19 protein-coding genes are annotated in these 19,564 nt (G+C 72.7%); 4 read left to right on the top strand and 15 right to left on the bottom strand.

Going from position 1 to position 19,564, the window contains the following annotated elements:
* The first annotated feature begins 24 nt into the window (after nucleotides 1–24).
* The gene (locus tag ACZ6NC_RS22895) at nucleotides 25–252 is read left to right on the top strand and encodes a DUF397 domain-containing protein (protein WP_465735552.1); all 228 of its coding nucleotides are present in this window, start codon (nucleotides 25–27) and stop codon (nucleotides 250–252) included.
* Here the strand turns inward: ACZ6NC_RS22895 and ACZ6NC_RS22900 are convergent.
* The 5 genes from ACZ6NC_RS22900 to ACZ6NC_RS22920 form a co-directional block, all read right to left on the bottom strand.
* On the bottom strand, nucleotides 227–730 hold the full coding sequence (locus tag ACZ6NC_RS22900) for a carboxymuconolactone decarboxylase family protein (RefSeq protein ID WP_465735554.1): 504 nt from the start codon (nucleotides 728–730) through the stop codon (nucleotides 227–229). The genes ACZ6NC_RS22895 and ACZ6NC_RS22900 overlap by 26 nt on opposite strands.
* A 94-nt stretch (nucleotides 731–824) precedes the next feature.
* Nucleotides 825–1,640, bottom strand: coding sequence for an alpha/beta fold hydrolase (locus tag ACZ6NC_RS22905; RefSeq protein ID WP_465735556.1), 816 nt, complete (start codon nucleotides 1,638–1,640; stop codon nucleotides 825–827).
* Nucleotides 1,637–2,884 (bottom strand): RNA polymerase sigma factor, encoded by a 1,248-nt coding sequence (locus ACZ6NC_RS22910; protein ID WP_465735557.1) that lies wholly within the window; start codon nucleotides 2,882–2,884, stop codon nucleotides 1,637–1,639. Before ACZ6NC_RS22910 ends, ACZ6NC_RS22905 begins: the two co-directional genes overlap by 4 nt.
* Nucleotides 2,881–3,243 carry a YciI family protein gene (locus ACZ6NC_RS22915; RefSeq protein ID WP_465735559.1) on the bottom strand — a complete coding sequence of 121 codons (363 nt, stop codon included), beginning with the start codon at nucleotides 3,241–3,243 and terminating at the stop codon, nucleotides 2,881–2,883. The genes ACZ6NC_RS22910 and ACZ6NC_RS22915 overlap by 4 nt, the downstream gene beginning before the upstream one ends.
* A 153-nt stretch (nucleotides 3,244–3,396) precedes the next feature.
* A complete protein-coding gene (locus tag ACZ6NC_RS22920; protein ID WP_465735561.1) occupies nucleotides 3,397–4,296 on the bottom strand; it encodes a sigma-70 family RNA polymerase sigma factor in 900 nt (299 codons plus the stop codon).
* 97 nt (nucleotides 4,297–4,393) lie between these two features.
* Here ACZ6NC_RS22920 and ACZ6NC_RS22925 point away from each other — a divergent pair, with 97 nt between their 5' ends.
* A complete protein-coding gene (locus tag ACZ6NC_RS22925; RefSeq protein ID WP_465735563.1) occupies nucleotides 4,394–4,855 on the top strand; it encodes a carboxymuconolactone decarboxylase family protein in 462 nt (153 codons plus the stop codon).
* 175 nt (nucleotides 4,856–5,030) lie between these two features.
* Entirely contained in the window at nucleotides 5,031–6,500 is a 1,470-nt protein-coding gene (pdxR, locus tag ACZ6NC_RS22930; protein WP_465735565.1) for a MocR-like pyridoxine biosynthesis transcription factor PdxR, read from the top strand.
* 42 nt (nucleotides 6,501–6,542) lie between these two features.
* Here the strand turns inward: pdxR and ACZ6NC_RS22935 are convergent, their stop codons facing one another.
* The 10 genes from ACZ6NC_RS22935 to ACZ6NC_RS22980 form a co-directional block, all read right to left on the bottom strand.
* A complete protein-coding gene (locus ACZ6NC_RS22935; RefSeq protein WP_465577862.1) occupies nucleotides 6,543–6,740 on the bottom strand; it encodes a DUF6126 family protein in 198 nt (65 codons plus the stop codon).
* Nucleotides 6,741–6,772: 32 nt separating this feature from the next.
* Nucleotides 6,773–7,408 (bottom strand): helix-turn-helix domain-containing protein, encoded by a 636-nt coding sequence (locus ACZ6NC_RS22940; RefSeq protein WP_465735567.1) that lies wholly within the window; start codon nucleotides 7,406–7,408, stop codon nucleotides 6,773–6,775.
* 129 nt (nucleotides 7,409–7,537) lie between these two features.
* Nucleotides 7,538–9,271, bottom strand: a complete 1,734-nt coding sequence (locus tag ACZ6NC_RS22945; protein ID WP_465735569.1) for a pyruvate dehydrogenase — start codon at nucleotides 9,269–9,271, stop codon at nucleotides 7,538–7,540.
* 146 nt (nucleotides 9,272–9,417) lie between these two features.
* Nucleotides 9,418–11,826, bottom strand: coding sequence for a glycoside hydrolase family 65 protein (locus ACZ6NC_RS22950; RefSeq protein WP_465735571.1), 2,409 nt, complete (start codon nucleotides 11,824–11,826; stop codon nucleotides 9,418–9,420).
* Entirely contained in the window at nucleotides 11,823–12,572 is a 750-nt protein-coding gene (locus tag ACZ6NC_RS22955; RefSeq protein WP_465735573.1) for an HAD family hydrolase, read from the bottom strand. Before ACZ6NC_RS22955 ends, ACZ6NC_RS22950 begins: the two co-directional genes overlap by 4 nt.
* Nucleotides 12,573–12,670: 98 nt before the next feature.
* Entirely contained in the window at nucleotides 12,671–13,456 is a 786-nt protein-coding gene (locus ACZ6NC_RS22960; protein WP_465735575.1) for a VOC family protein, read from the bottom strand.
* 221 nt (nucleotides 13,457–13,677) lie between these two features.
* A complete protein-coding gene (locus tag ACZ6NC_RS22965) occupies nucleotides 13,678–14,124 on the bottom strand; it encodes an SRPBCC family protein (RefSeq protein WP_465735577.1) in 447 nt (148 codons plus the stop codon).
* Between the two features lie 119 nt (nucleotides 14,125–14,243).
* The gene (locus tag ACZ6NC_RS22970; protein WP_465735579.1) at nucleotides 14,244–16,001 is read right to left on the bottom strand and encodes an LCP family protein; all 1,758 of its coding nucleotides are present in this window, start codon (nucleotides 15,999–16,001) and stop codon (nucleotides 14,244–14,246) included.
* Between the two features lie 310 nt (nucleotides 16,002–16,311).
* The gene (locus ACZ6NC_RS22975) at nucleotides 16,312–16,683 is read right to left on the bottom strand and encodes a hypothetical protein (RefSeq protein WP_465735581.1); all 372 of its coding nucleotides are present in this window, start codon (nucleotides 16,681–16,683) and stop codon (nucleotides 16,312–16,314) included.
* A 191-nt stretch (nucleotides 16,684–16,874) separates the two neighbouring features.
* The gene (locus ACZ6NC_RS22980; RefSeq protein WP_465735583.1) at nucleotides 16,875–17,540 is read right to left on the bottom strand and encodes a TetR/AcrR family transcriptional regulator; all 666 of its coding nucleotides are present in this window, start codon (nucleotides 17,538–17,540) and stop codon (nucleotides 16,875–16,877) included.
* Between the two features lie 103 nt (nucleotides 17,541–17,643).
* Here ACZ6NC_RS22980 and ACZ6NC_RS22985 point away from each other — a divergent pair, with 103 nt between their 5' ends.
* Nucleotides 17,644–19,446, top strand: coding sequence for an MFS transporter (locus ACZ6NC_RS22985; RefSeq protein WP_465735584.1), 1,803 nt, complete (start codon nucleotides 17,644–17,646; stop codon nucleotides 19,444–19,446).
* Nucleotides 19,447–19,564 lie beyond the last annotated feature (118 nt).

Genomic DNA, 19,564 nt, shown 5'->3' on the forward strand with positions numbered 1-19,564 from the left:
GCCGAGGGCGGCAACTGCGTCGAGGTGGACGACACCCGCCCCGGCCGGGTCCGCGACTCAAAGGACCCGCAGGGACCGGCCCTCGCCTTCTCCCCCGACGCCTGGCAGTCGTCGTCACCGCCGTCCGCACCGGCGAGTTCGGCGACGTCTGAATGCCAACGGCCTTGGACCGCACTGGTCCAAGGCCGTCGTCCTTCTACAACGCTCGCGTTGTCGTTGCCAGGTCTCAGGTCCACTGCTCGGAGGGCTTGACGCCGGGGAGGGGCTTGCCGATCAGGGCCAGCGGGATGAAGAAGTTGACCTGGCCGATGGCGATCGTGAGCGTCGCGAGGGCCTTCTCGTCGTAGAGCTCGGCCGCCCGGGCGTACAGCTCGTCGGAGACCCGCTCGCGGTGCGCGGACGGCTGCAGCACCGCCTCTACCAGGGCCAGCGCGACGGCCTCGGCCTCGGTGAAGTAGGGGGCGTCCTGCCAGGACGCCACCGCAGTGATCCGCTCCTCGGACTCGCCGGCCTTGCGGAGGCTCTCGGTGTGCATGACCGTCAGGTAGGTGTTGCCGACGATCTGGCCGGCGCGCAGCTGGACCAGGCCGATCGTGGTCTCCGGCACCGAACCGTTGCTGGTGGCCTTGAACAGGGCGCCTGCCACAGCCCCCAGCTCGGGAACGAGCTTCACGGGGTTGGACATCCGCGAACCGGTGGTGGTCTGCGTGGCGGTCGGCTGGGCTTCCATCGTCGTGGTCCTCTCGGTTCCTCAGTTGCTGTCACAGGTATGACTCGTCGCGGCGGACCGATGTGACAGCCGGGGGAATCTTCTTTCAACCGGTTCAGACGCCGAGGTCGCCAAGGTCACCGAGGTCATCGAGGTCGGCGAGGACGCCGATCAACCGCACCAGCTCCTCCGGCCGTTCGAGGTGAAGGTCGTGCCCGGTGCCGGGGACGCTCACGGCGACCGTCTCGGGGCGCCGTTGGAGCATGCCGTCCAGCTCCGAGGCGCCGATGATGCCGGACTGGCCCAGGACGGCCAGGGTCGGGCACATGATCGCCGACCACTCGTCCCACCATGACCGTCGGGCGTTCTCGTCCAGCGACGCGACCATGACGTCCCGGTCGAAGCGCGGCCACCAGCCGCCGTCGCGCTGGTCCAGACCGGCCGCCCAGCCCTCGCCGACCGGGCCACCGCCGAGGAACCCGACGGCGGCTTCGCGGGTGGGGAACGGCGTGGGCCAGGAGTCGAACCAGCCGGCAATTCCGGCCTGCGTCTGCGGGTCGGACCCGGCGGGGCCGGCCTCGACGAGGACGAGTCCGCTCACAAGCGAGGGGTGCGCGGCAGCGGTGAGCATCGCCGCGTGCCCACCGTAGGACTGGCCGACCAGGAGCGGGCGGCGAAGGGCCAGTTGGTCGATCACCGCGACGACGTCGGCGACGTACGCGGCCCGGGTGACGTCCTGCGGTCGGCGCTCGCTGGCGCCGTGGCCGCGCTGGTCGACGGCGACGACGCGGTGGCGGGCGCTCAGGGCCCCGGCGACGGCGTGCCACTCCCCCGCATGGCCGGCCAGCCCGTGCAGCAGCACCACGGGTGTTCCCGGACCGCCCGAGTCGTGGCAGGCGAGGCGCACCCCGTCCCGGACGACGAACTTCATACCGTGACCTCCAACCGCCGTGCGCATTCCGTCAGATGGCGCCGCTCGGACGCGCTGGTGGTGCGGCGGGCGGCCTCGCGGTAGGCGGCCACCGCACCCGCCGTGTCGCCCAGCAGCTCCAGCAGGTGGGCCCGGGTGGCGAGCAGGCGGTGGTTACGCGCCATGCCCTTGTCGCCGTCCAGCGTCGCCAGCAGTTCCAGCCCGGCCGCCGGCCCGTGCACCTGGGCCACGGCGACCGCGCGGTTCAGGGTGACCACCGGGTTCGGCCCGAACCGCTCCAACAGCTCGTACAGGGCCAGGATCTGCGGCCAGTCCGTGCCCTCCGTGGACTCGGCCTCGTCGTGCACTGCCGCGATGGCCGCCTGGAGCTGGTACGGGCCGACCTGTCCGCGCGGCAGGGTCCGGCTGATCAGCTCCACGCCCTCCGCGACGAGCCGGCCGTCCCACTGCCCCCGGTCCTGCTCGGCCAGCGGCACCAGCTCGCCGCCGGGGCCGGTGCGGGCCGGGCGGCGGGCGTCGGTGAGCAGCATCAGGGCGAGCAGGCCGGCCGTCTCGGCGTCGTCGGGGGCCAGACGCAGCAGCAGCCGGGCGAGGCGGATCGCCTCGGTGGAGAGCTCTGGTGCGGTGAGGTCGGCGCCGTCGGTCGTGGTGTAGCCCTCGTTGAAGACGAGGTACAGCACCTGCCGTACCTCCTCCAGGCGCTCGGCGCGCTCCACGCCCTCGGGTGCGGCCAGGGGCAGGCCCTTGATGGTCTGCTTGGCCCGGCTGATCCGCTGGGCCATGGTCGCCTCGGGGACCAGGAACGCCGAGGCGATCTGCGCGGTGCTCAGGCCGCCGACCGCGCGTAGGGTCAGCGCGATCCGGCTGGGCGCGGAGAGCGCGGGGTGGCAGCAGAGGAAGAGCAGCGCCAGCGAGTCGTCCCGGTCGGCGTCCGGCCGGGCGTCGGCGGCGTGGCTGAGCAGCGCGGCCTGAGGGGTGGCCAGGGCGAGGGCGTCCTCGCGGCGGCGGCGGGCCGTCTCGCTGCGGACCTGGTCGACCAGGCGGCGGGAGGCGACGGTGACCAGCCAGCCGCGCGGGTTCTCCGGCACGCCGGCCTCGGGCCACTGGAGGGCGGCGGCGAGCAGGGCCTCCTGCACGGCGTCCTCGCAGGCGTCGAAGACGCCGTAGCGGCGGACGAGCGCCCCGAGGGCCTGCGGCGCGAGTTCGCGCAGCAGGCCCTCGATCACCGGGTTGGCGCCGGTCACACGTCCGCCGCGGCGTCGTGCAGGACCGGCCAGAGCTCGACCGGGTCGACGTCCGCGAACGGCATGTCGGCGGCGATCTGCTGGGCCCGCTCCAGGCTCTCGCAGTCCAGCAGGTAGAAGCTGGCGACGTACTCCTTGGTCTCCAGGTACGGGCCGTCGGTGACCGCCGGCAGGCCTGCCTCCCGGCGGACCAGCTGCGCGTTGGCCGCGTCGGCGAGGCCGTAGGCGCCGATCAGCTCGCCGCTCCCGCGGTACTTCTTGTTGAACGCGTCCTGCTTGGCGATCGCCTCGGGCCAGTCCTCGGCCGGGAACGATGCCCACTTGGCCTGGTTGCCGTAGATCATCGCGACGTACTTCATCTCGGGTGTCCTCCCCGTCCCGCGCGCCCCGTCGGCGCGCTGTCACCCTTCAGTCGGAGCGGCCGAGGCAGCCCTCTACATCCGCCGACAAGTATTCCCGGATCTTTTTCGGGCACCCCGGCGACCCGTCCGTCCGGGCCGCCGGGTGCGGCCTCAGCCGTCCAGCAGGGCCGACAGGTCGAGCTGCGCCAGGCGCTCGGGGTCGGTGAGGAAGTCCATCGCGATGATCCGGCCGCCGTGGATGGTGAACGCCATGAGTGAGAGCGGCTTGCCGTCGGCGAGCGAGAGCACACCGGGCGCGCCGTTGATGAGCACCGGGCGGCCGTCCTGGGCGAAGCGGGCGAAGGTGATCGCCTGAGAGGCGACGTCGGCCGCGCCGCGGCGGAGCAGACTGGGGCGGAGCGTGCCGCCGTCGGAGCGGGCCACCACCTCGGGGTCGAGGACGGCGAGCAGGGCGTCGAAGTCCCCGGCGCGCGAGGCGGTGAGGAAGGCGTCCACCACCTCACGGCGCTTGGCCAGGTCGCTGTCGGGGGCCGGGGCGGCGCCCTGGACACGGCGGCGGGCGCGGCTGGCGAGCTGCCGGGTGGAGGCCGGGGTGCGGCCGAGGATCGGCGCGATCTCGTCGAAGGGCACGGAGAACAGGTCGTGCAGCACGAAGGCGAGCCGCTCGGCCGGGGCGAGCGTCTCCAGGACGACCATCAGCGCGATGCCGACCGAGTCGGCCATCAGGATCTCGTGCTCCGGGTCGACGGCCCCGAAGGCGGAGCCGACCACCGGGTCGGGCAGCCGGAACTGCCCGTCCTGGTCCTGCAGCGGGTCCTCGCGCCGGGAGGTGCGCGAGCGCAGCATGTCCAGGCAGAGCCGGCCGACCACGGTGGTCAGCCAGGCGCCCAGGTTGGCCACCTCGGTGGTGTCGGTGCGGCTCAGCCGCAGCCAGGCCTCCTGGACGGCGTCCTCGGCCTCACTGAGCGAACCGAGCATCCGGTATGCCACTGCCCGGAGTTGACGCCGGTGTTCCTCGAACTGCTGCGCCTGAAAATCTTCCCCGCCCACGTGTCACATCCCCGCGTTCTGATCCGTCGGTTCACTGAGGACGACGATAACCGGCCGGTGTTCGAGACACCGGCCGCCAGCCCACGGAGGAGCCACCATGACCGCTCGGATGAAGAACCCCGCGATGGTCCTGCCCGACGCGACGAAGGGCATCCAGATCATCTACAAGGCGATGTACCAGGGCGGTGTTCCGCACCAGATCCTGGAGCTGGTCCACCTGCGGGCCAGCCAGATCAACGGTTGCAGCGCCTGCGTGTTCTCCGGCGTGACCAGCGCCAAGAGGGCCGGCGAGACCGACGAGCGCCTGCACGCGGTCGCGGCCTGGCGCGAGGCGCCGTTCTTCACCGACGAGGAGCGCGCCGCCCTCGCCCTGACCGAGGCGGCCACCCGGATCGCGGACCGCTCCGGGAAGGCCGTGCCGGACGACATCTGGGACGCGGCCGCCGACCACTTCAACGAGGAGCAGCTCTCGGCGATCATCCTGATGATCGGGCTGACCAACCTCTTCAACCGCCTCAACGCGACCATCGAGGAGCCGGCGGGCGCGACCTGGGGCTGAGCGGCCAAGGCGCAGCAGGGGCTTGAGCCCGGCGGGGCGACGGACCGGACCCACCCGGCCTGCCGGTCCGGCATCAGGGCCGCAATGGAGCGGGGACCGGACCCGCGCGGGAGAAGGGCGATAATCCCGTACGGACAGCCTCGGCAACGGAACGCACGGAACGGCCCCTCAGCCCATGACCACCTCCCGCGCCACCTCCCGCACCTCCTCGTGGACCACCTTCGGCGGCGACCTGCACCTCGACCTCAGCGGGCGGCGGGCCGCCGGGGCCGGGGTGCGGGCGGCGCTGGAGGACGCGCTGCGGGAGGCGGTGCAGGACGGGCGGCTGGCGCCCGGGACGAGGCTGCCGTCCTCCCGGGCGCTCGGCGAGGATCTCGGGATCGCCCGGAACACCGTGGTCGAGGCGTACGGGCAGCTCACCGCCGAGGGGTGGCTCACCTCGCGGCAGGGCTCGGGCACCACGGTGGCCGAGCGGACGACACCGCGCCCGGGCCGGCGGGCGGCCGGTCTGCCGCGCGGGCGCCGCACCGGCCGGTACGACCTGATGCCGGGGCGGCCGGACGTCTCGCTCTTCCCCCGCAGCGCCTGGCTCTCGGCCGCCCGGCGGGCGCTCGCCACCGCGCCGCACGAGGCGTTCGACTACGGCAGCCCGCTGGGGCGGATCGAGCTGCGGCAGGCGCTGACCGACTACCTGGCCCGGGTGCGCGGCGTGCGGACCGACCCGGAACACCTGCTGATCTGCGCCGGGTTCTCGCAGGGGCTCGGCCTGCTCTGCGCCGCCCTGCGCGAACGCCGGCCCCGGCACCAGCGCACCACCCCGTCGCTGGCCGTCGAGGCCTACGGGCTGCCCCCGCAACGCGACACAGTCCGGGCCGCCGGGCTGGCCGCCGTCCCGCTGCCGCTGGACGAGGCGGGTGCCCGCACCGACCTGCTGGACGGGCGGCGGGACGCGGCCGTCCTGCTCACCCCCGCCCACCAGTACCCGACCGGCGCGGCGCTGGCCGCCGAACGCCGGGCGGCCGCCGTCACCTGGGCGCGCGCAGCCGACGGGTACGTGATCGAGGACGATTACGACGGCGAGTTCCGGTACGACCGGCAGCCGTTGGGCGCGATGCAGGCGCTCGACCCCGAGCGGGTGGTGTACGCGGGCACCGCCGCGAAGAGCCTCGCCCCGGGCCTCCGGCTGGCCTGGCTGGCGCTGCCGGACGCGCTGGTCGAGCCGGTGGCCCGGCTGAAGCAGCTGGCGGACACCATGTCGCCGGTGCTCGACCAGCTCACCCTCGCCGAACTGATCACCTCCGGCACCTACGACCGGCATGTCCGCCGCTCCCGGCTGCACTACCGGAGCCGCCGCGACCGGCTCGTCGCGGCGCTCGCCGAGCGGGCTCCGCACGTCCGGGTGACGGGCATCGCCGCCGGGCTGCACGCCGTGCTGCAACTGCCGCCCGGCGCGCCGCCGGAGGCCGAGCTGCTGGCCCGCGCCGAGGCGGCCGGACTGGTCCTCAGCGGCCTCACCTGGCACCTCGCCGAGCCCGCTCTCGCCCCGGACGCCCCGCCCGCCCTGGTGGTCGGCTACGGCACCCCGCCCGACCGCACCTTCCCGGCCGCCCTGGACGCGCTCTGCGAGCTGCTGCGGGAGCGGTGAGGCCGCGCGCGACGTGCCGATCGAACCGGGCGGTGGGGCGGGCTAATTGTTGCGGTTGCCCAGCTCGAAGAGCAGCATGATGAAGCCCGCGAAGGCGTGGGTGGCGACCATGTAGATCAGCACCCGGATGCCGACCCGGCGGTTGGCCCACTTGCCGGCGTCGATGGTCTTCGGCGCCTCGGCAACAGGGGCTCCGACGGAAGCGGCGGGCTCGGTGACGGTGGTGGCGGGATCAGCCATGGGAGATCTCCTCCGGGAGTTCTGACGTGCGGTCAGTGGGGTGCGGCAGGGCCGCCGCCGAGGCAGAGTTCGCCGCCGGGGCTCTGCAGCAGGGTGTGGACGAAGAGCAGCTCGACCCCGTCCGCCGAGTCGGCGGCGATGCAGTGCGGGGTGAGCGAGTCGAAGTGCGCGGAGTCGCCCTCCGCGAGGAGGTGGACGCGGTCGCCGAGGGTCAGCTTCAGCCGCCCCTGGAGGACGTACAGCCACTCCTCGCCGGGGTGGACCCGGACCACGGCGTCCTGCACGCCCGGGGGGACGTGCACGCGCAGCGCCTGCATGGCGCGGCCGGGGGCGCCGGCCCGGCGGTAGCCCCAGCCGCCCGCGCGGCCGGGTTCGATCGCTCCGCCGCGCACCACCGGGTCCGGCTCCACCAGGGCCTCGCCGAGGAGGCCCGAGACGGAGGTGCCGTAGGCGCGGGCGAGGCCCAGCAGGACGGGCAGCGAGGGCTGCCGGCGGCCGGTCTCCAGCCGGGACAGATAGGCTGGGGAGAGACCGACCCGGGCGGCGGCGACCTCCAGCGTGAGGCGGCTGCCGAGCCGGTGCTCGCGCAGCCTCGCGGCGAGGCCGACGACCTCCTGGTCGTCGAGCTGGTCGCCGGGGGTGGAGGGGCCGGGTGGGCTGGTGGTCATGGGACCAGTGGACACCCCGCGTGCCGCAGGGGCAAGAAAATTGCCTCAGAGGCAAAACCGCCCCATGAGGCCCCGCCTGGCCGGCCGCGGGAGCCCCGGGCGGGCCCGCCCCGCGAGGCCCCGGCCGGCTCACGGCCGGGGGATGTTCCGCAGGTTGCTCCGGGCCAGATCGATCATGCGCCCGACCCCGCCCGAGAGCACCGTCCGCCCGGCCGCCAGGGCGAAGCCCTTCAGCTGGGCGGCGGTGATGTGCGGCGGGATGGAGAGCGCGTTCGGGTCGGTGACCACGTCCACCAGTGCCGGACCGGGCCGCTCCAGCGCCTCCGCCAGCACCTCCCGCACCCGCGCCGGATCGGTGACCCGCTTCGCCGGGATGCCCATCGCCCGGGCGATGCCCGCGTAGTCGACGTCCCCGTTGTCGATCTCCGACTCCGGGTAGCCGGAGACCAGCATCTCCAGCTTGATCATGCCGAGCGCGCCGTTGTTGAACACCACCGTCTTCACCGGCAGCCGGTGCTTCGCCACCGTGAGCAGCTCGCCGAGCAGCATCGACAGCCCGCCGTCACCCGCCATCGCCACCACCTGCCGCCCGGGGCAGGCCAGTTGGGCACCGATCGCGTGCGGCAGCGCGTTGGCCATCGAGCCGTGCAGGAACGAGCCGATCACCCGGCGGCGGCCGTTGGGCTGGAGGTAGCGGGCGGCCCAGACGTTGTTCATGCCGGTGTCCACGGTGAACACCGCGTCGTCGGCGGCCACCTCGTCCAGCACCGAGGCCACGTACTCGGGGTGGATCGGCAGGTGCTTCTCGATGTCCCGGGTGTAGGCGCCGACCACGTCGTCCAGCGCCCGCCAGTGCTTGCGCAGCATGTCGTCCAGGAAGGTGCGGTCGCTCCTCTGCTCCAGCAGCGGCAGGACGGCGCGCAGGGTCGCCGAGACGTCACCGTGGACGGCGAGTTCGAGCGGGGTGCGGCGGCCCAGCCGGGTGGCGTCGTGGTCCACCTGGATCGTGCGGGCCTGCGGCAGGAAGGAGTCGTACGGGAAGTCGGTGCCGAGCAGCAGTACCAGGTCGGCGGAGTGCAGCGCCTCGTGGCAGGCGCCGTAGCCGAGCAGGCCGCTCATCCCGACGTCGTAGGGGTTGTCGTACTGGATCCACTCCTTGCCACGCAGGGAGTGCCCGACCGGCGCGTGCAGGGCCTCCGCGACCTCCAGCACCTCGGCATGCGCCCCGCGCACCCCCGCACCGCAGAACAGGGCCACCCGGCGGGCCTCGTTGAGGGCACGGGCGAGCGCCTGCACCTGCGACCAGGGCGGGGCGGCCACCGCCTGCTCGGTGAGGAAGTGGCTCGTCCCGGTCGGCCCGGCGGCGGGCCGCGCGGCCACATCGCCCGGGAAGGCGAGCACGGAGACGCCGTGGGCGCCCAGCGCGTGCTGGATCGCCACGCGGATCAGGCGGGGCAGCTGCTCCGCGGTGGAGACCGTCTCGCACCAGCTGCTGCAGTCGGTGAACACCCGCTCGGGGTGGGTCTCCTGGAAGAAGCCGGTACCGATCTGCGCGGACGGGATGTGCGAGGCCAGCGCGAGCACCGGCAGGCCGCTGCGCTGGGCGTCGTACAGCCCCTGGATCAGGTGGGTGTTGCCGGGGCCGCAGGAGCCCGCGCAGACCGCGAGGCGACCGCTCAGTTCGGCCTCGGCGGCGGCCGCGAAGGCGCCGGCCTCCTCGTTGCGGACGTGCACCCAGCTGATCCCCTCGGCCCGGCGGATCGCGTCCACCACCGGGTTGAGGCTGTCGCCGACCACGCCGTACACCCGCTCCACCCCGGCCTGCCGGAGCACCTCCACCATCTGCTCGGCCACACTCACCACGGGGGCACTCCTCACCGGCCGCCGGTTGCCACAGGACACCTGCACCCTCGGGCGGGAGGGCTCACGGCGCATGCGGGGAGGGGCCGAAGGAGTGAACGGGTGAAGGGCCGAGGCCCCCCGACGACGCCGGCTCCGCCTGCTCCGCTCTACTCCGCCGCGAGGTGCTCCGGGCCCGGGCCCAGGGTGCCCGTGACGACGCCGGCCTGGGGCTGGCGGCGGGCGGGTTCGCGGCCGGGGGGCTGGCTGCACCGCTCCTGGGCGGGCGGGACGACGGTCGGGACGGTGACCGGTGCGCCCGCCTTCACCTGGACCGCCTCGCCGTCGTGCCGCAGGTGGATCACCTCGCCGCGGCGCAGCGTGTACGTCGTGCCGTCGTGGGTGATCCGGACACCGAGCAACTGGCCGCGCACCATCAGGGAGAAGCTGAGCTTCATCAGCCCGGCCGGGAGCCGGGGCCGGAAGGAGAGCGTCTCGCTGTGGTCCCGGAGGCCGCCGAAGCCGGCCACCAGGGCGACGCAGGTGCCGGCGAGCGAGGCCATGTGCAGGCCGTCGCGGGTGTTGCCGCCGAGGTCGTGGAGGTCCATCAGGGCGGCTTCGGCGGTGTAGTCGTAGGCGAGGTCCAGCTGGCCGACCTCGGCGGCGATCACCGCCTGTGTGCAGGCGGAGAGCGAGGAGTCGCGGACGGTCAGCCGCTCGTAGTAGGCGAAGTTGCGGGCCTTCTGCTCGTCGGTGAAGGCGTCGCCGCGGACCTGCATGGCGAGCACCAGGTCGGCCTGCTTGACCACCTGCTTCCGGTACAGGTCGAAGTACGGGTAGTGGAGCAGCAGCGGGTAGTTCTCGGGCGGGGTGTGCTCGAAGTCCCAGACCTGGTGGTCGGTGAAGCCGTCGGCCTGTGGGTGGACCCCGAGGTTCTCGTCGTACGGGACGAACATCGCGGCGGCGGCGTCCCGCCAGGCGGCGGTCTCCTCGGTGTCGACGCCGAGGGCTGCGGCCTCGCGCGGGTGCCGGCCCGCGGCCTCGGCGGCGGCGCGCAGGTTGCTCTGCGCCATCAGGTTGGTGAAGACGTTGTTGTCGGCGACGGCGCTGTACTCGTCCGGTCCGGTGACGCCCTCGATGCGGAACTTGCCGATGGCGTCGTGGTGGCCGAGCGAACGCCACATCCGGGCGGTCTCGACCAGCAGCTCCAGGCCGTACTCGCGCTCGAACTCGACGTCCCCTGTGGCCCGGACGTACCGGGCGACGGCGGCGGCGATGTCGGCGCCGATGTGGAACGCCGCGGTGCCGGCCGGCCAGTAGCCGGAGCACTCCTCGCCGCGAATCGTCCGCCACGGGAACACGGCGCCGGAGAGCCCGAGTTGGGTGGCCCGGTCGCGGGCCAGCGGGAGGGTGGTGTGGCGCCAGCGGAGCGCCTGGTTGACGGCGGACGGCAGGCAGTAGGTGAGCACCGGAAGGACGAAGGTCTCGGTGTCCCAGAAGCTGTGCCCGTCGTAGCCGGGGCCGGTCAACCCCTTGGCGGGGATGGCCCGTTCCTCGCTCCGGGCGCCGGCCTGGAGCACGTGGAAGACGGCGAACCGGACGGCCTGCTGGAGTTCGACGTCGCCCTCGATCTCGACGTCGCTGGTCTCCCAGAACTCCTTGAGGAAATGGGCCTGTTCGGCGACCAGGCCGTCCCAGCCGGTGTACCGGGCGGCGGTCAGCGCGGCCTCCACCTGGTCCCGGACGGCGGGCAGCGAGCGGGTCGCGGACCAGCCGTAGGACATGAACTTGACCAGCCGCAGCCTCTCGCCGGGTTCGAGCAGGGTGGTGACGCTGATCCGGCAGTGGTCGACCTCGGCCTCGGCGACGGTGTCCAGCCGGTCCGGGCCCTCGATGACGTGGTCCATCCCGGCGGCGACCCGGATGCCGCTGTAACGGGTGCGGTGCACCAGGACGGCCTTGCTGCCGCCGGCGTGGTGCACCTCGCCGATCAGCGGGGCCTCCAGCACGGCGGCCACCCGCGGGTCGCCCTCGGGCCCGCCGGGCAGCTGCTCGTTGGCGACCAGCTCCGACTGGAGGACGATCCGCACCGGCGCGTCCACCGCCTCCACGGTGTACTCGACGGCGGCGATGGCCCGTTGGGTGAGCGAGACCAGCCGGGTGGAACGCACCTTGATGGTCCGCCCGGCCGGGGAGGTCCACTCCGCCTCGCGCCGCAGCAGGCCGTCCCGGAAGTCCAGCCACCGCCGGTGACCGATCAGTTCGCCGTAGCGCAGGTCGAAGGGCTCGTCGTCCACCAGCAGCCGGATGATCTTGCCGTTGGTGATGTTGATGACGCTCTGGCTGGACTCCGGATAGCCGTAACCGCCCTCGCCGTACGGCAGCGGGCGCAGCTCGAAGACGCCGTTGAGGTAGGTGCCGGGCAGGCCGTGCGGCTCGCCCTCGTCGAGGTTGGCACGCAGGCCGATGTGGCCGTTGGAGAGCGCGAAGACCGACTCGGCACGGGCCATCGAGGCCAGGTCGAGGCCCTGTTCGGCGATCTGCCACGGGTCGACGGAGAAATTGTCCAGTCCGGTCATGCCGCGCCCCCTTCGAGCAGCTCGGCGAGGTCGGTGACGACCACGGTGGCGCCGTGACGGCGCAGTTCGGCGGCCTGGCCGGCGCGGTCCACGCCGACCACCGCGCCGAAGCCGCCGGCCCGGCCGGAGGCGACCCCGGCGAGCGCGTCCTCGAAGACGGCGGCGTGCGCGGGCTCGACGCCGAGCGCCCGGGCGGCGGCCAGGTAGGTGTCGGGCGCGGGTTTGCCCGGCAGGCCCTCGCGCCGGGCGACGACGCCGTCCACGATCACGTCGAACAGCTCCTCGATCCCGGCGGCACGCAGCACGTCCCGGCAGTTGGCGCTGGACGAGACCACCGCGCTGGGCAGCCCGAGCGCCCGCAGCCGGTGCACGTACGCGACCGAGCCGTCGTACGGCTGGACGCCCTGTTCGCGGATCATCCGCAGCACGGTGTCGTTCTTGGCCAGGCTGATCCCGTGCACGGTGCGGGCGCCCGGCGGGTCCGCCTCGGTGCCCTCGGGCAGGTAGACACCACGGCTGCGCAGGAAGGCCCGGGTGCCGTCGAGTCTCGGGCGGCCGTCGACGTGGGTGTCGTAGTCGTCGACGGCGTCGAAGGGGACGAACTGCCCGCCGCTGCGGGCTGCTTCGGCACGCAGGAAGGCGTCGAAGGTGTCCTTCCAGGCCGCGGCGTGCACCTTGGCGGTCTGGGTGAGCACCCCGTCGAGGTCGAAGAGGAAAGCACGGATGTCGTCCGGAAGCCCCAGCATGGGTGCAGTCTTACCCGCGGACACGGGGAAGCCGCCCATTCCCGGCGGCGCGTCGCGGGAACGGGCGGCTTCCGGGGCCGCACGCGGGATCGGGCACGTTACGGGGAGTCGGGCGAGGCGATCACCGCGAAGACGGCACCCTGCGGGTCCTGGACGACCGCCGTCCGGCCGGACGGCATGTCGAACGGCGGCTGGAGCACCGAGCCACCGGCCTTGACCAGCGCGTCCACGGTGGAGTCGGTGTCGTCCACCGAGAAGTAGGTCAGCCAGTGCGGGGGCGTACCGGGCGCCAGGTAGTCGGGCAGCTTCTGCATGCCGCCGACCATGCGGTCGCCGGCGTTGAGCGAGAAGTAGCCCTCCATCCCCTCGACGGTCCCCGGGCGCAGGCCCACCGCCTGCTCGTAGAACGCCCCGGCGGCGTCGGTGTCCGTGGTGTTCAGCTCGTTCCAGACCAGCGCACCGGGCTCGTTGACGATGCCGGCGCCGATGAAGTCGACCTTCTGCCAGACGCCGAACACCCCGCCGGTCGGGTCGGCGGCGACCAGCATCCGGCCGACCGTGCCGACGTCCATCACCGGGTAGAGGATCGTGCCGCCGCTCCCGGCGATCGCCCTGCCGGTGGCGTCGGCGTCGTCCGAGGCCAGGTAGGTGGTCCAGGAGACCGGCGGGACGGGCTGGCCCTCGGGGGCCATCTGCGCCATGATCCCGGCGACCGGCTTGCCGTTCAGCAGACACATGGCGTAGCCGCCGAACTCGGGCGGGCCGATCTCGCCCTGCCAGCCGAACAGGTCGCGGTAGAAGTCGAGCGCGGCCTGCTGGTCGCTCGTCATCAGGTCGACCCAGCACGGGGTGCCGGGCTTGTACGGAGCGGTGACTTCGGGCATTGCTGGGCCTCCAAGAGCGATGGTCCCGTGCCACGGCCGGCCGGGGGCACTGCCGGTCCCGGCTACGGGTCCCGGTCGGGGCGCGGTACGGCGGATGCGCGGCCGGACGGGCGGCACACCGCCCACCCTCGCCGCGGCACCACGTTCCCGCCACCGGACGGCGCCCGGCGGGCGACGGGCACGGAAGGGCGGGCGGCACACCGAGGCGGGTACGGAGACGGCTACGAATCGTGTGGCGTCGGCTTCACGAAGTACGGCTGCACCTTGCCGCTCTGCGCGTAGTCCTTGAGCCGGACCAGCAGCTCGGCCCAGGTCCCGGCCACCATCGGCACGCCGTCCTCGGTCCCGGGCTGCCACCCGCCGTGGCGGAACAGCAGCCGGGTGCGGTCGGGTGCGTCGGGCTGGCCGGCGAGGTCCCAGCTGATCCAGGTGCCGGCCCAGTGCGGCGGGAAGGTGCCGACGTTCGTCCAGACCACCCGGTCCTGGTCGGCGCGCTCGCGGCGCAGCCGGAACGGCTCGGGGACGCCGGGGAAGTCGAAGAGCAGCACGTCCCCGTCACGGTCCACCTCGGTGGTCCACCAGCTGGTGAGCCCGTCGTGGGTGTTGAGCGCGGCGAGGACGACGGCACGGGGTGCGGCGATGTCGAGCTGCAGGGCGATCTCGGCCATGGGGTCCGCCTTTCGGGCCTGCGCCCCCCCGATCGGTCCCCCTCCGGCCACCATGGCACAAGGCCCGGGGTCGGCACACCCCGGGCCTGGTGCGGTGGCTCTGCGGCCGCTACGGTGCGTTATCCACCGCTGCCGTAGGAGGTGCCGGCGCAGATGTCGTCGTCCGCCGAGCGGGTGTTCTCGGTGACGCTGCTGGGCAGCGGGGCCGGCGCCGAGGGAGCGGCCGCGGCTCCGGGGGCGGCCGCGGAGGCCGCGCCACCGCCGTTGGCGGCCGCGAAGTCCTTGCCCACGACCACGATGATGCCCGCCGAGGAGCCGGCCTCGACGGTGGCCCCGGGGAAGAGCTCGGCGACCTTCTGGGCGTTGGCCTTCTGGCCGGAGCCGTACTCGATCACCGTCGTCGCGTGCTTGGTGCTGGCCGCGGGGCCCGCCTTGGTGGCGTTGAACTTGGCTCCCTTGAGGAGCTCGGCCGCCTTGCCGTCCATCGCGGTGGTGGTGGTCCCGTTGTAGACGGCCACCTTGATGGCGGCATTGCCCGCGTCGGAGGCGGGCGCGGGGGCGGAGGTGGTCGCGGCAGGGGCCGGGGTGTTCGGGGCGGCGGGTGTGGTGGCCTCGGCCGGCTGCTCGCCGGTGGCGTTCTGGCCGTCGATGGTGCGGTCCGCCCTGATGGTCTCCCAGAGCTTCTTGGCATCTGCCTCGACGATGTCGAGGTCCATGTCCTGGGTGCGGAAACGCCATGGCACCGTCACGAACTTGAGGTCGTGCATGTCGATGCTCTTCAGCGAGAGGCCGAAGGAGAGCAGCTTGTCGGCGGAGTTGAGGCCAGGGTCGACGACCATCGACTTGGTGGCGGCGTCCGCAAGCGGCAGCAGGGTGGTCGGGTTCAGCCCCTGGCCCTTGATGTTGGAGGCGAGCGAGCCGAGGAAGGCCTGCTGGCGCTTCATCCGGCCGATGTCGGAGCCGTCGCCGATGCCGTGGCGCAGCCGCACATAGTCGAGCGCCTTCTGCCCTTCCACCTTCTGCTTGCCCTGCGGCAGGACGACACTGCCCTTCCTGGGCAGCTTGGGATTGATGTCGCCCTCGTAGATCGGCTTCGGCAGGCAGATGTCCACCCCATGGACCGCCGAGGTCATCGCGGAGAAGCCCTGGAAGTCCACCACGATGGTGTGGTCGACCCGGATGCCGGTGAGCTTCTCGACGGTGTTCTGGGTGCAGGCCGGGTTGCCGTCATCGCTGCCGCCGGTGGAGAACGCGGCGTTGAACAGGTCGCTGGACCCCTTCGTCCACTTGCCGTTCGGCAGCTTGCAGGGCGGGATCGTGACCTTGGCGTTGCGCGGGATGGAGATGCCGACGGCGTGCTTGTGGTCGGCGTAGACGTGCAGCAGGATCGTGGTGTCCGAGCGGGCGCCGCCGTCCTCGGCTCCGCCGCCGAGGTCGGAGTTGTTCTTGCCGCGGCTGTCGGAGCCGATCAGCAGCACGTTGACCGGCTTGTTGCCGTCCGCGTCGGCCTGGGCCTCCGGCGGGCGGTCGGCGGCGATGGCGTCCGCGTCGAAGGACTTGATGTTGCCGTTGAGCTTGAGGTAGATGGCGCCGCCCGCGCCGGCTATCAGCACCAGGACGCCGGCCGCCGACCAGGCGACGATCTTCTTCACGTTCTTCTTCGGCTTGCGGCTGTTTCGCGCCGCCGCACGACCGCCGGCCGCCTGGGCCGCCGGTGCCCCCTGGGCCGGCTGGCCGCCCTTGCCCTGGGCGGCGCGCCGGGCCTCGGCCCGCCCGCCGGTCCGCGGCTGCGGCACCGCGCCGTCGCCGCCGTCGGTCGTGAGCGCACCGGGCGCGTCGCCACCACGAGCCGGGCCCTCGCCCCACTGACCTGACATCCGTGTACCTTTCACCGGCGGACGCGGCGCCCGTCCTCCCGGGCGCGCTGCACACAGAGAGACGGCCGAAACAGGTCCCAGGTTGCACATACGAAGGTCGTAATGACCGACGAACGCCCCCCAGAGACCATCCCCGCACCCCCTCCGGAGCCCCTGTAGCCACAGGTAGCCCATTTGGAGCATACAAGCCGGTCATATTTTTTCTCGGCCCGCTCCGTGTCCCCCGGCAAGGCCGGGCCTCCGGGCCGGGACCAGGGCACACAGGACAGTTGACGGGACGGCGGTACGGACGCGGCGAGGTGGCGTGGCGTCAGGATTCGGCGGGGAGGCCGCCGGGGTCGGGCTTGTCGCCCGGGAGGTCGCCGGTCAGGCCGCCGCGCAGGCAGGGCTCGCTGGCGTCCTCGACCACGCCCTGCTCCAGGAGTTCCTCCACCCACCGGCCGAGCGCCACCCGCACCAGCAGCGGGTCCATCCCCCAGGCCCGGCTCAGGCCGATGGCGGTGGCGTCGAGGCGCCAGCCGTGCTGCTGCAGGGCGATCCACATCGCCGCCGCGGAGGCCCCGCTGCTCCACCGCTCGCCGGTGGCGCACCGGCGAAGTTCGAGCATGCCCTCGGCTCCGACGGAGCCGGTCACGCCGGACACGGGCCGTACCCGTGTCCACATCGCCTCGTCCTCCCTCAACGCAAGCTCCTCCTGGCTGGCCGGATGCCCAGCAGCCGGCCTCCGGAGCCGGTAGCTCCTCACGCACGGCCGACCGCTGTCGGTAACAATGCCAGGCTAGGCCGGGCCGGCCATTACGAGAACCTGCCAAAGCCCCCTATGAGAGGTGGAGTTAGGCCCCCACGCCCCCATAGGGGGTGTGGCCGCGACGCCTAGTCGGCGGTCGCGGCCAGCGGCGCGCCGCCTTCCGGGGCGCCGCCTTCCGGAGCGGCACCTGCCGCGGCGTCGGCTTCCGCGGCGGCCCCCGCACGGTTGACCGCGTCGACGAACACCCGCATGGCGTGGGCGATTTCGTCACCGCTCGGCGCGCCCTCCGGGTCGAGCAGCCACTGCAGGCCGAGCCCCGAGACCAGGGCCAGGTGGAACGAGCCCACCAGCCGAACCGTCTTCTCGTCCCCCTCGCCGATCTCGTCCAGGCCGAGCGGGGCCGCCAGGGCGAGCCGGGCCCGCTCGTAGGCGCGGGCGAGCTGTTCGCGCAGGCCCGGCACCCGGTCGGCCTGGGCGAACGCCTCGATACTGGCAAGCAGCAGGGGTCGCTGCGAGTCGAAGAACTCCGTGACGCTCCGCCAGGCCGTGTCGATCGAAGGATCGGTGGCCTCATCGAGGATTCTGCGGAGTTCGGTACCCCAGTCCTCGAACGATTCGATCACTGCCTCGCTGAGCAACGCCTCCTTCGAGCCGAAGTGGTAGCCGATCGAGGCGAGGTTGGCCCCCGACGCGGCGACGATGTCGCGCGCGGTGGTCCGGGCATAGCCCCGCTCATACAGGCATTTCTTGGCACCAACCAGCAGATCTTCACGATTTCCCACGTTGCCCATCGTAGCCACGGAAGGCCGTTTGCGACATACGTTCGTCAGAGACGCTCGTACATCTTAGACGAGCGTACTAGACAAACATCTAGGACGTACGTATGCTTCAACCATGAACGCAGACACGCAACGTGCCGACCGGAAGGCGTGGATCGGTCTTGCCGTCCTGGTCCTTCCCGTCCTGCTGGTCTCCCTCGACATGCACGTCCTGTCCTACGCGCTGCCCATGATCAGCAGCTCGTTGGAACCGAGCAGCTCGGAGCTGCTGTGGATCATCGACATCTATCCGTTCATGCTGGCCGGGCTGCTGCTCACGATGGGCACGCTCGGTGACCGGATCGGCCGGCGGAAGCTGCTGATGTTCGGTGCGGTCGCCTTCGGCACCGCGTCCGCGCTCGGCGCCTACTCCAGCAGCGCGGAAATGCTCATCCTGACCCGGGCGCTGCTCGGTGTCGGTGGCGCGACCCTGATGCCGTCGACGCTCTCGCTCATCCGCAACATGTTCCACAACGCGGAGCAGCGCCGGGCCGCCATCGCCGTCTGGACCGGCGCGTTCGCCGGTGGCGCCATGCTCGGACCGCTCATGGGCGGTGCGATCCTGGAGAAGTTCTGGTGGGGCGCCGTCTTCCTGGTGAACCTCCCCGTCATGGCGGTACTCGTGGTGCTCGCACCGCTGCTGCTCCCCGAGTCCAAGGACTCGAATCCCGGCCGGTTCGACTTCCTCAGCTCGTTCCTCTCGCTGGCCGCGCTGCTGCCCACCATCTACGGCGTGCAGCACATGGCCGGGGAGGGCGTCAGCGCCCTGCCGATCGCCACCATCGTGATCGGTCTGACCGTCGGCTACTTCTTCCTCCGCCGCCAGCGGATGCTCGCCCAGCCCATGCTGGACATCAAGCTCTTCCGCAGCCGCGCCTTCACCGCGTCGATCGCCGCCAACACGCTCGGCGTCTTCTCGATGGTCGGCTCCAGCCTCTTCACCACCCAGTACCTCCAGATGGTGGCGGGCGTCCGGCCGTTCGTCGCCGGTCTGTACGCACTCCCCGCGGCCGGCGCCGCGATGACCGCCGCCTCGCTGGCGCCGATCGTCGTCCGCCGGGTGCGCCCCGCCTTCGTCGTCGGTACCGGCCTGCTGATCGGTGCGGTCGGCTTCGTCATCCTCGGCCAGGTCGACGGCGGCACCGGGATCGCCGCGCTGGTCGCCGGCACCGCGACCATGGCCGGTGGCATCACGCTCGTCCTGACCATCTCCTCGGACATGATCATCTCCACCGCGCCGCCGGAGAAGGCGGGCGCGGTCTCCGGTCTCTCCCAGATCGCCACCGAGTTCGGCGGAGCGCTCGGCATCTCCATCCTGGGCAGCGTCGGCACCGCCGTGTACCGCTCGGACCTCGCCGACAAGGCACCGAAGGGGGTCGCCCCGGCGGCGCTCGAATCGGCCCGCGACACGCTCGGCACCGCCCTCGACGTCACCACCCGGCTGCCGAAGGACCTCGGCCAGGCGCTCGCCGACGCGGCCCGCACCTCCTTCACCCACGGCCTCCAGATGGCGATGTTCACGGCCGCCGGCCTGCTGGTCCTGATGGCGCTGCTGGCCGTCACGCTGCTGCGCAAGGTGAGCATCCCGACCAAGTCGGCGGAGCCGACCACCCCCGAGGCCCCCGCGGCCCCGGTGCAGCACCAGCCCGAGCCGCAGCCGGTCCACGCCTTCCAGGGGGCGCCGGGCCAGTACGGCCACGACCCCTACGCCACCTCCCAGGACCGGTCCGCCGGGTACGGGGGGCCGACGGAGGCCAACTTCTACGGCCCGCAGGGCGATTCCGGCCAGTACGGCGAGCCGGGCACCTACGGCACCGCGGGCCAGGGCCGGGCGCGGCACCGCCGGGGAGGTGAGGAGAACCCGTTCGAACGGCGGTGATTGAACGGCGAGACAGCGGCAACCGAAGCGGGGGGGGGGGGGGGGGGGGGGGGGGGGAAACAGGCATTTTCTTTGGTGGGGGAGGTGGGGGGGGGGGGTGTTGGGGGGGAAGGAGGGA

Source organism: Kitasatospora sp. NPDC041988 (genome assembly GCF_055588525.1).

Excerpts from the sequence above, each read along its gene's own strand:
- ACZ6NC_RS22900 (WP_465735554.1), bottom strand. The coding sequence starts at position 730 with ATGGAAGCCCAGCCGACCGCCACGCAGACCACCACCGGTTCGCGGATG.
- ACZ6NC_RS22905 (WP_465735556.1), bottom strand. The coding sequence starts at position 1,640 with ATGAAGTTCGTCGTCCGGGACGGGGTGCGCCTCGCCTGCCACGACTCG.
- ACZ6NC_RS22915 (WP_465735559.1), bottom strand. The coding sequence starts at position 3,243 with ATGAAGTACGTCGCGATGATCTACGGCAACCAGGCCAAGTGGGCATCG.
- ACZ6NC_RS22925 (WP_465735563.1), top strand. The coding sequence starts at position 4,394 with ATGACCGCTCGGATGAAGAACCCCGCGATGGTCCTGCCCGACGCGACG.
- pdxR (WP_465735565.1), top strand. The coding sequence starts at position 5,031 with ATGACCACCTCCCGCGCCACCTCCCGCACCTCCTCGTGGACCACCTTC.
- ACZ6NC_RS22935 (WP_465577862.1), bottom strand. The coding sequence starts at position 6,740 with ATGGCTGATCCCGCCACCACCGTCACCGAGCCCGCCGCTTCCGTCGGA.
- ACZ6NC_RS22940 (WP_465735567.1), bottom strand. The coding sequence starts at position 7,408 with ATGACCACCAGCCCACCCGGCCCCTCCACCCCCGGCGACCAGCTCGAC.
- ACZ6NC_RS22950 (WP_465735571.1), bottom strand. The coding sequence starts at position 11,826 with ATGACCGGACTGGACAATTTCTCCGTCGACCCGTGGCAGATCGCCGAA.
- ACZ6NC_RS22955 (WP_465735573.1), bottom strand. The coding sequence starts at position 12,572 with ATGCTGGGGCTTCCGGACGACATCCGTGCTTTCCTCTTCGACCTCGAC.
- ACZ6NC_RS22960 (WP_465735575.1), bottom strand. The coding sequence starts at position 13,456 with ATGCCCGAAGTCACCGCTCCGTACAAGCCCGGCACCCCGTGCTGGGTC.
- ACZ6NC_RS22965 (WP_465735577.1), bottom strand. The coding sequence starts at position 14,124 with ATGGCCGAGATCGCCCTGCAGCTCGACATCGCCGCACCCCGTGCCGTC.
- ACZ6NC_RS22970 (WP_465735579.1), bottom strand. The coding sequence starts at position 16,001 with ATGTCAGGTCAGTGGGGCGAGGGCCCGGCTCGTGGTGGCGACGCGCCC.
- ACZ6NC_RS22980 (WP_465735583.1), bottom strand. The coding sequence starts at position 17,540 with ATGGGCAACGTGGGAAATCGTGAAGATCTGCTGGTTGGTGCCAAGAAA.
- ACZ6NC_RS22985 (WP_465735584.1), top strand. The coding sequence starts at position 17,644 with ATGAACGCAGACACGCAACGTGCCGACCGGAAGGCGTGGATCGGTCTT.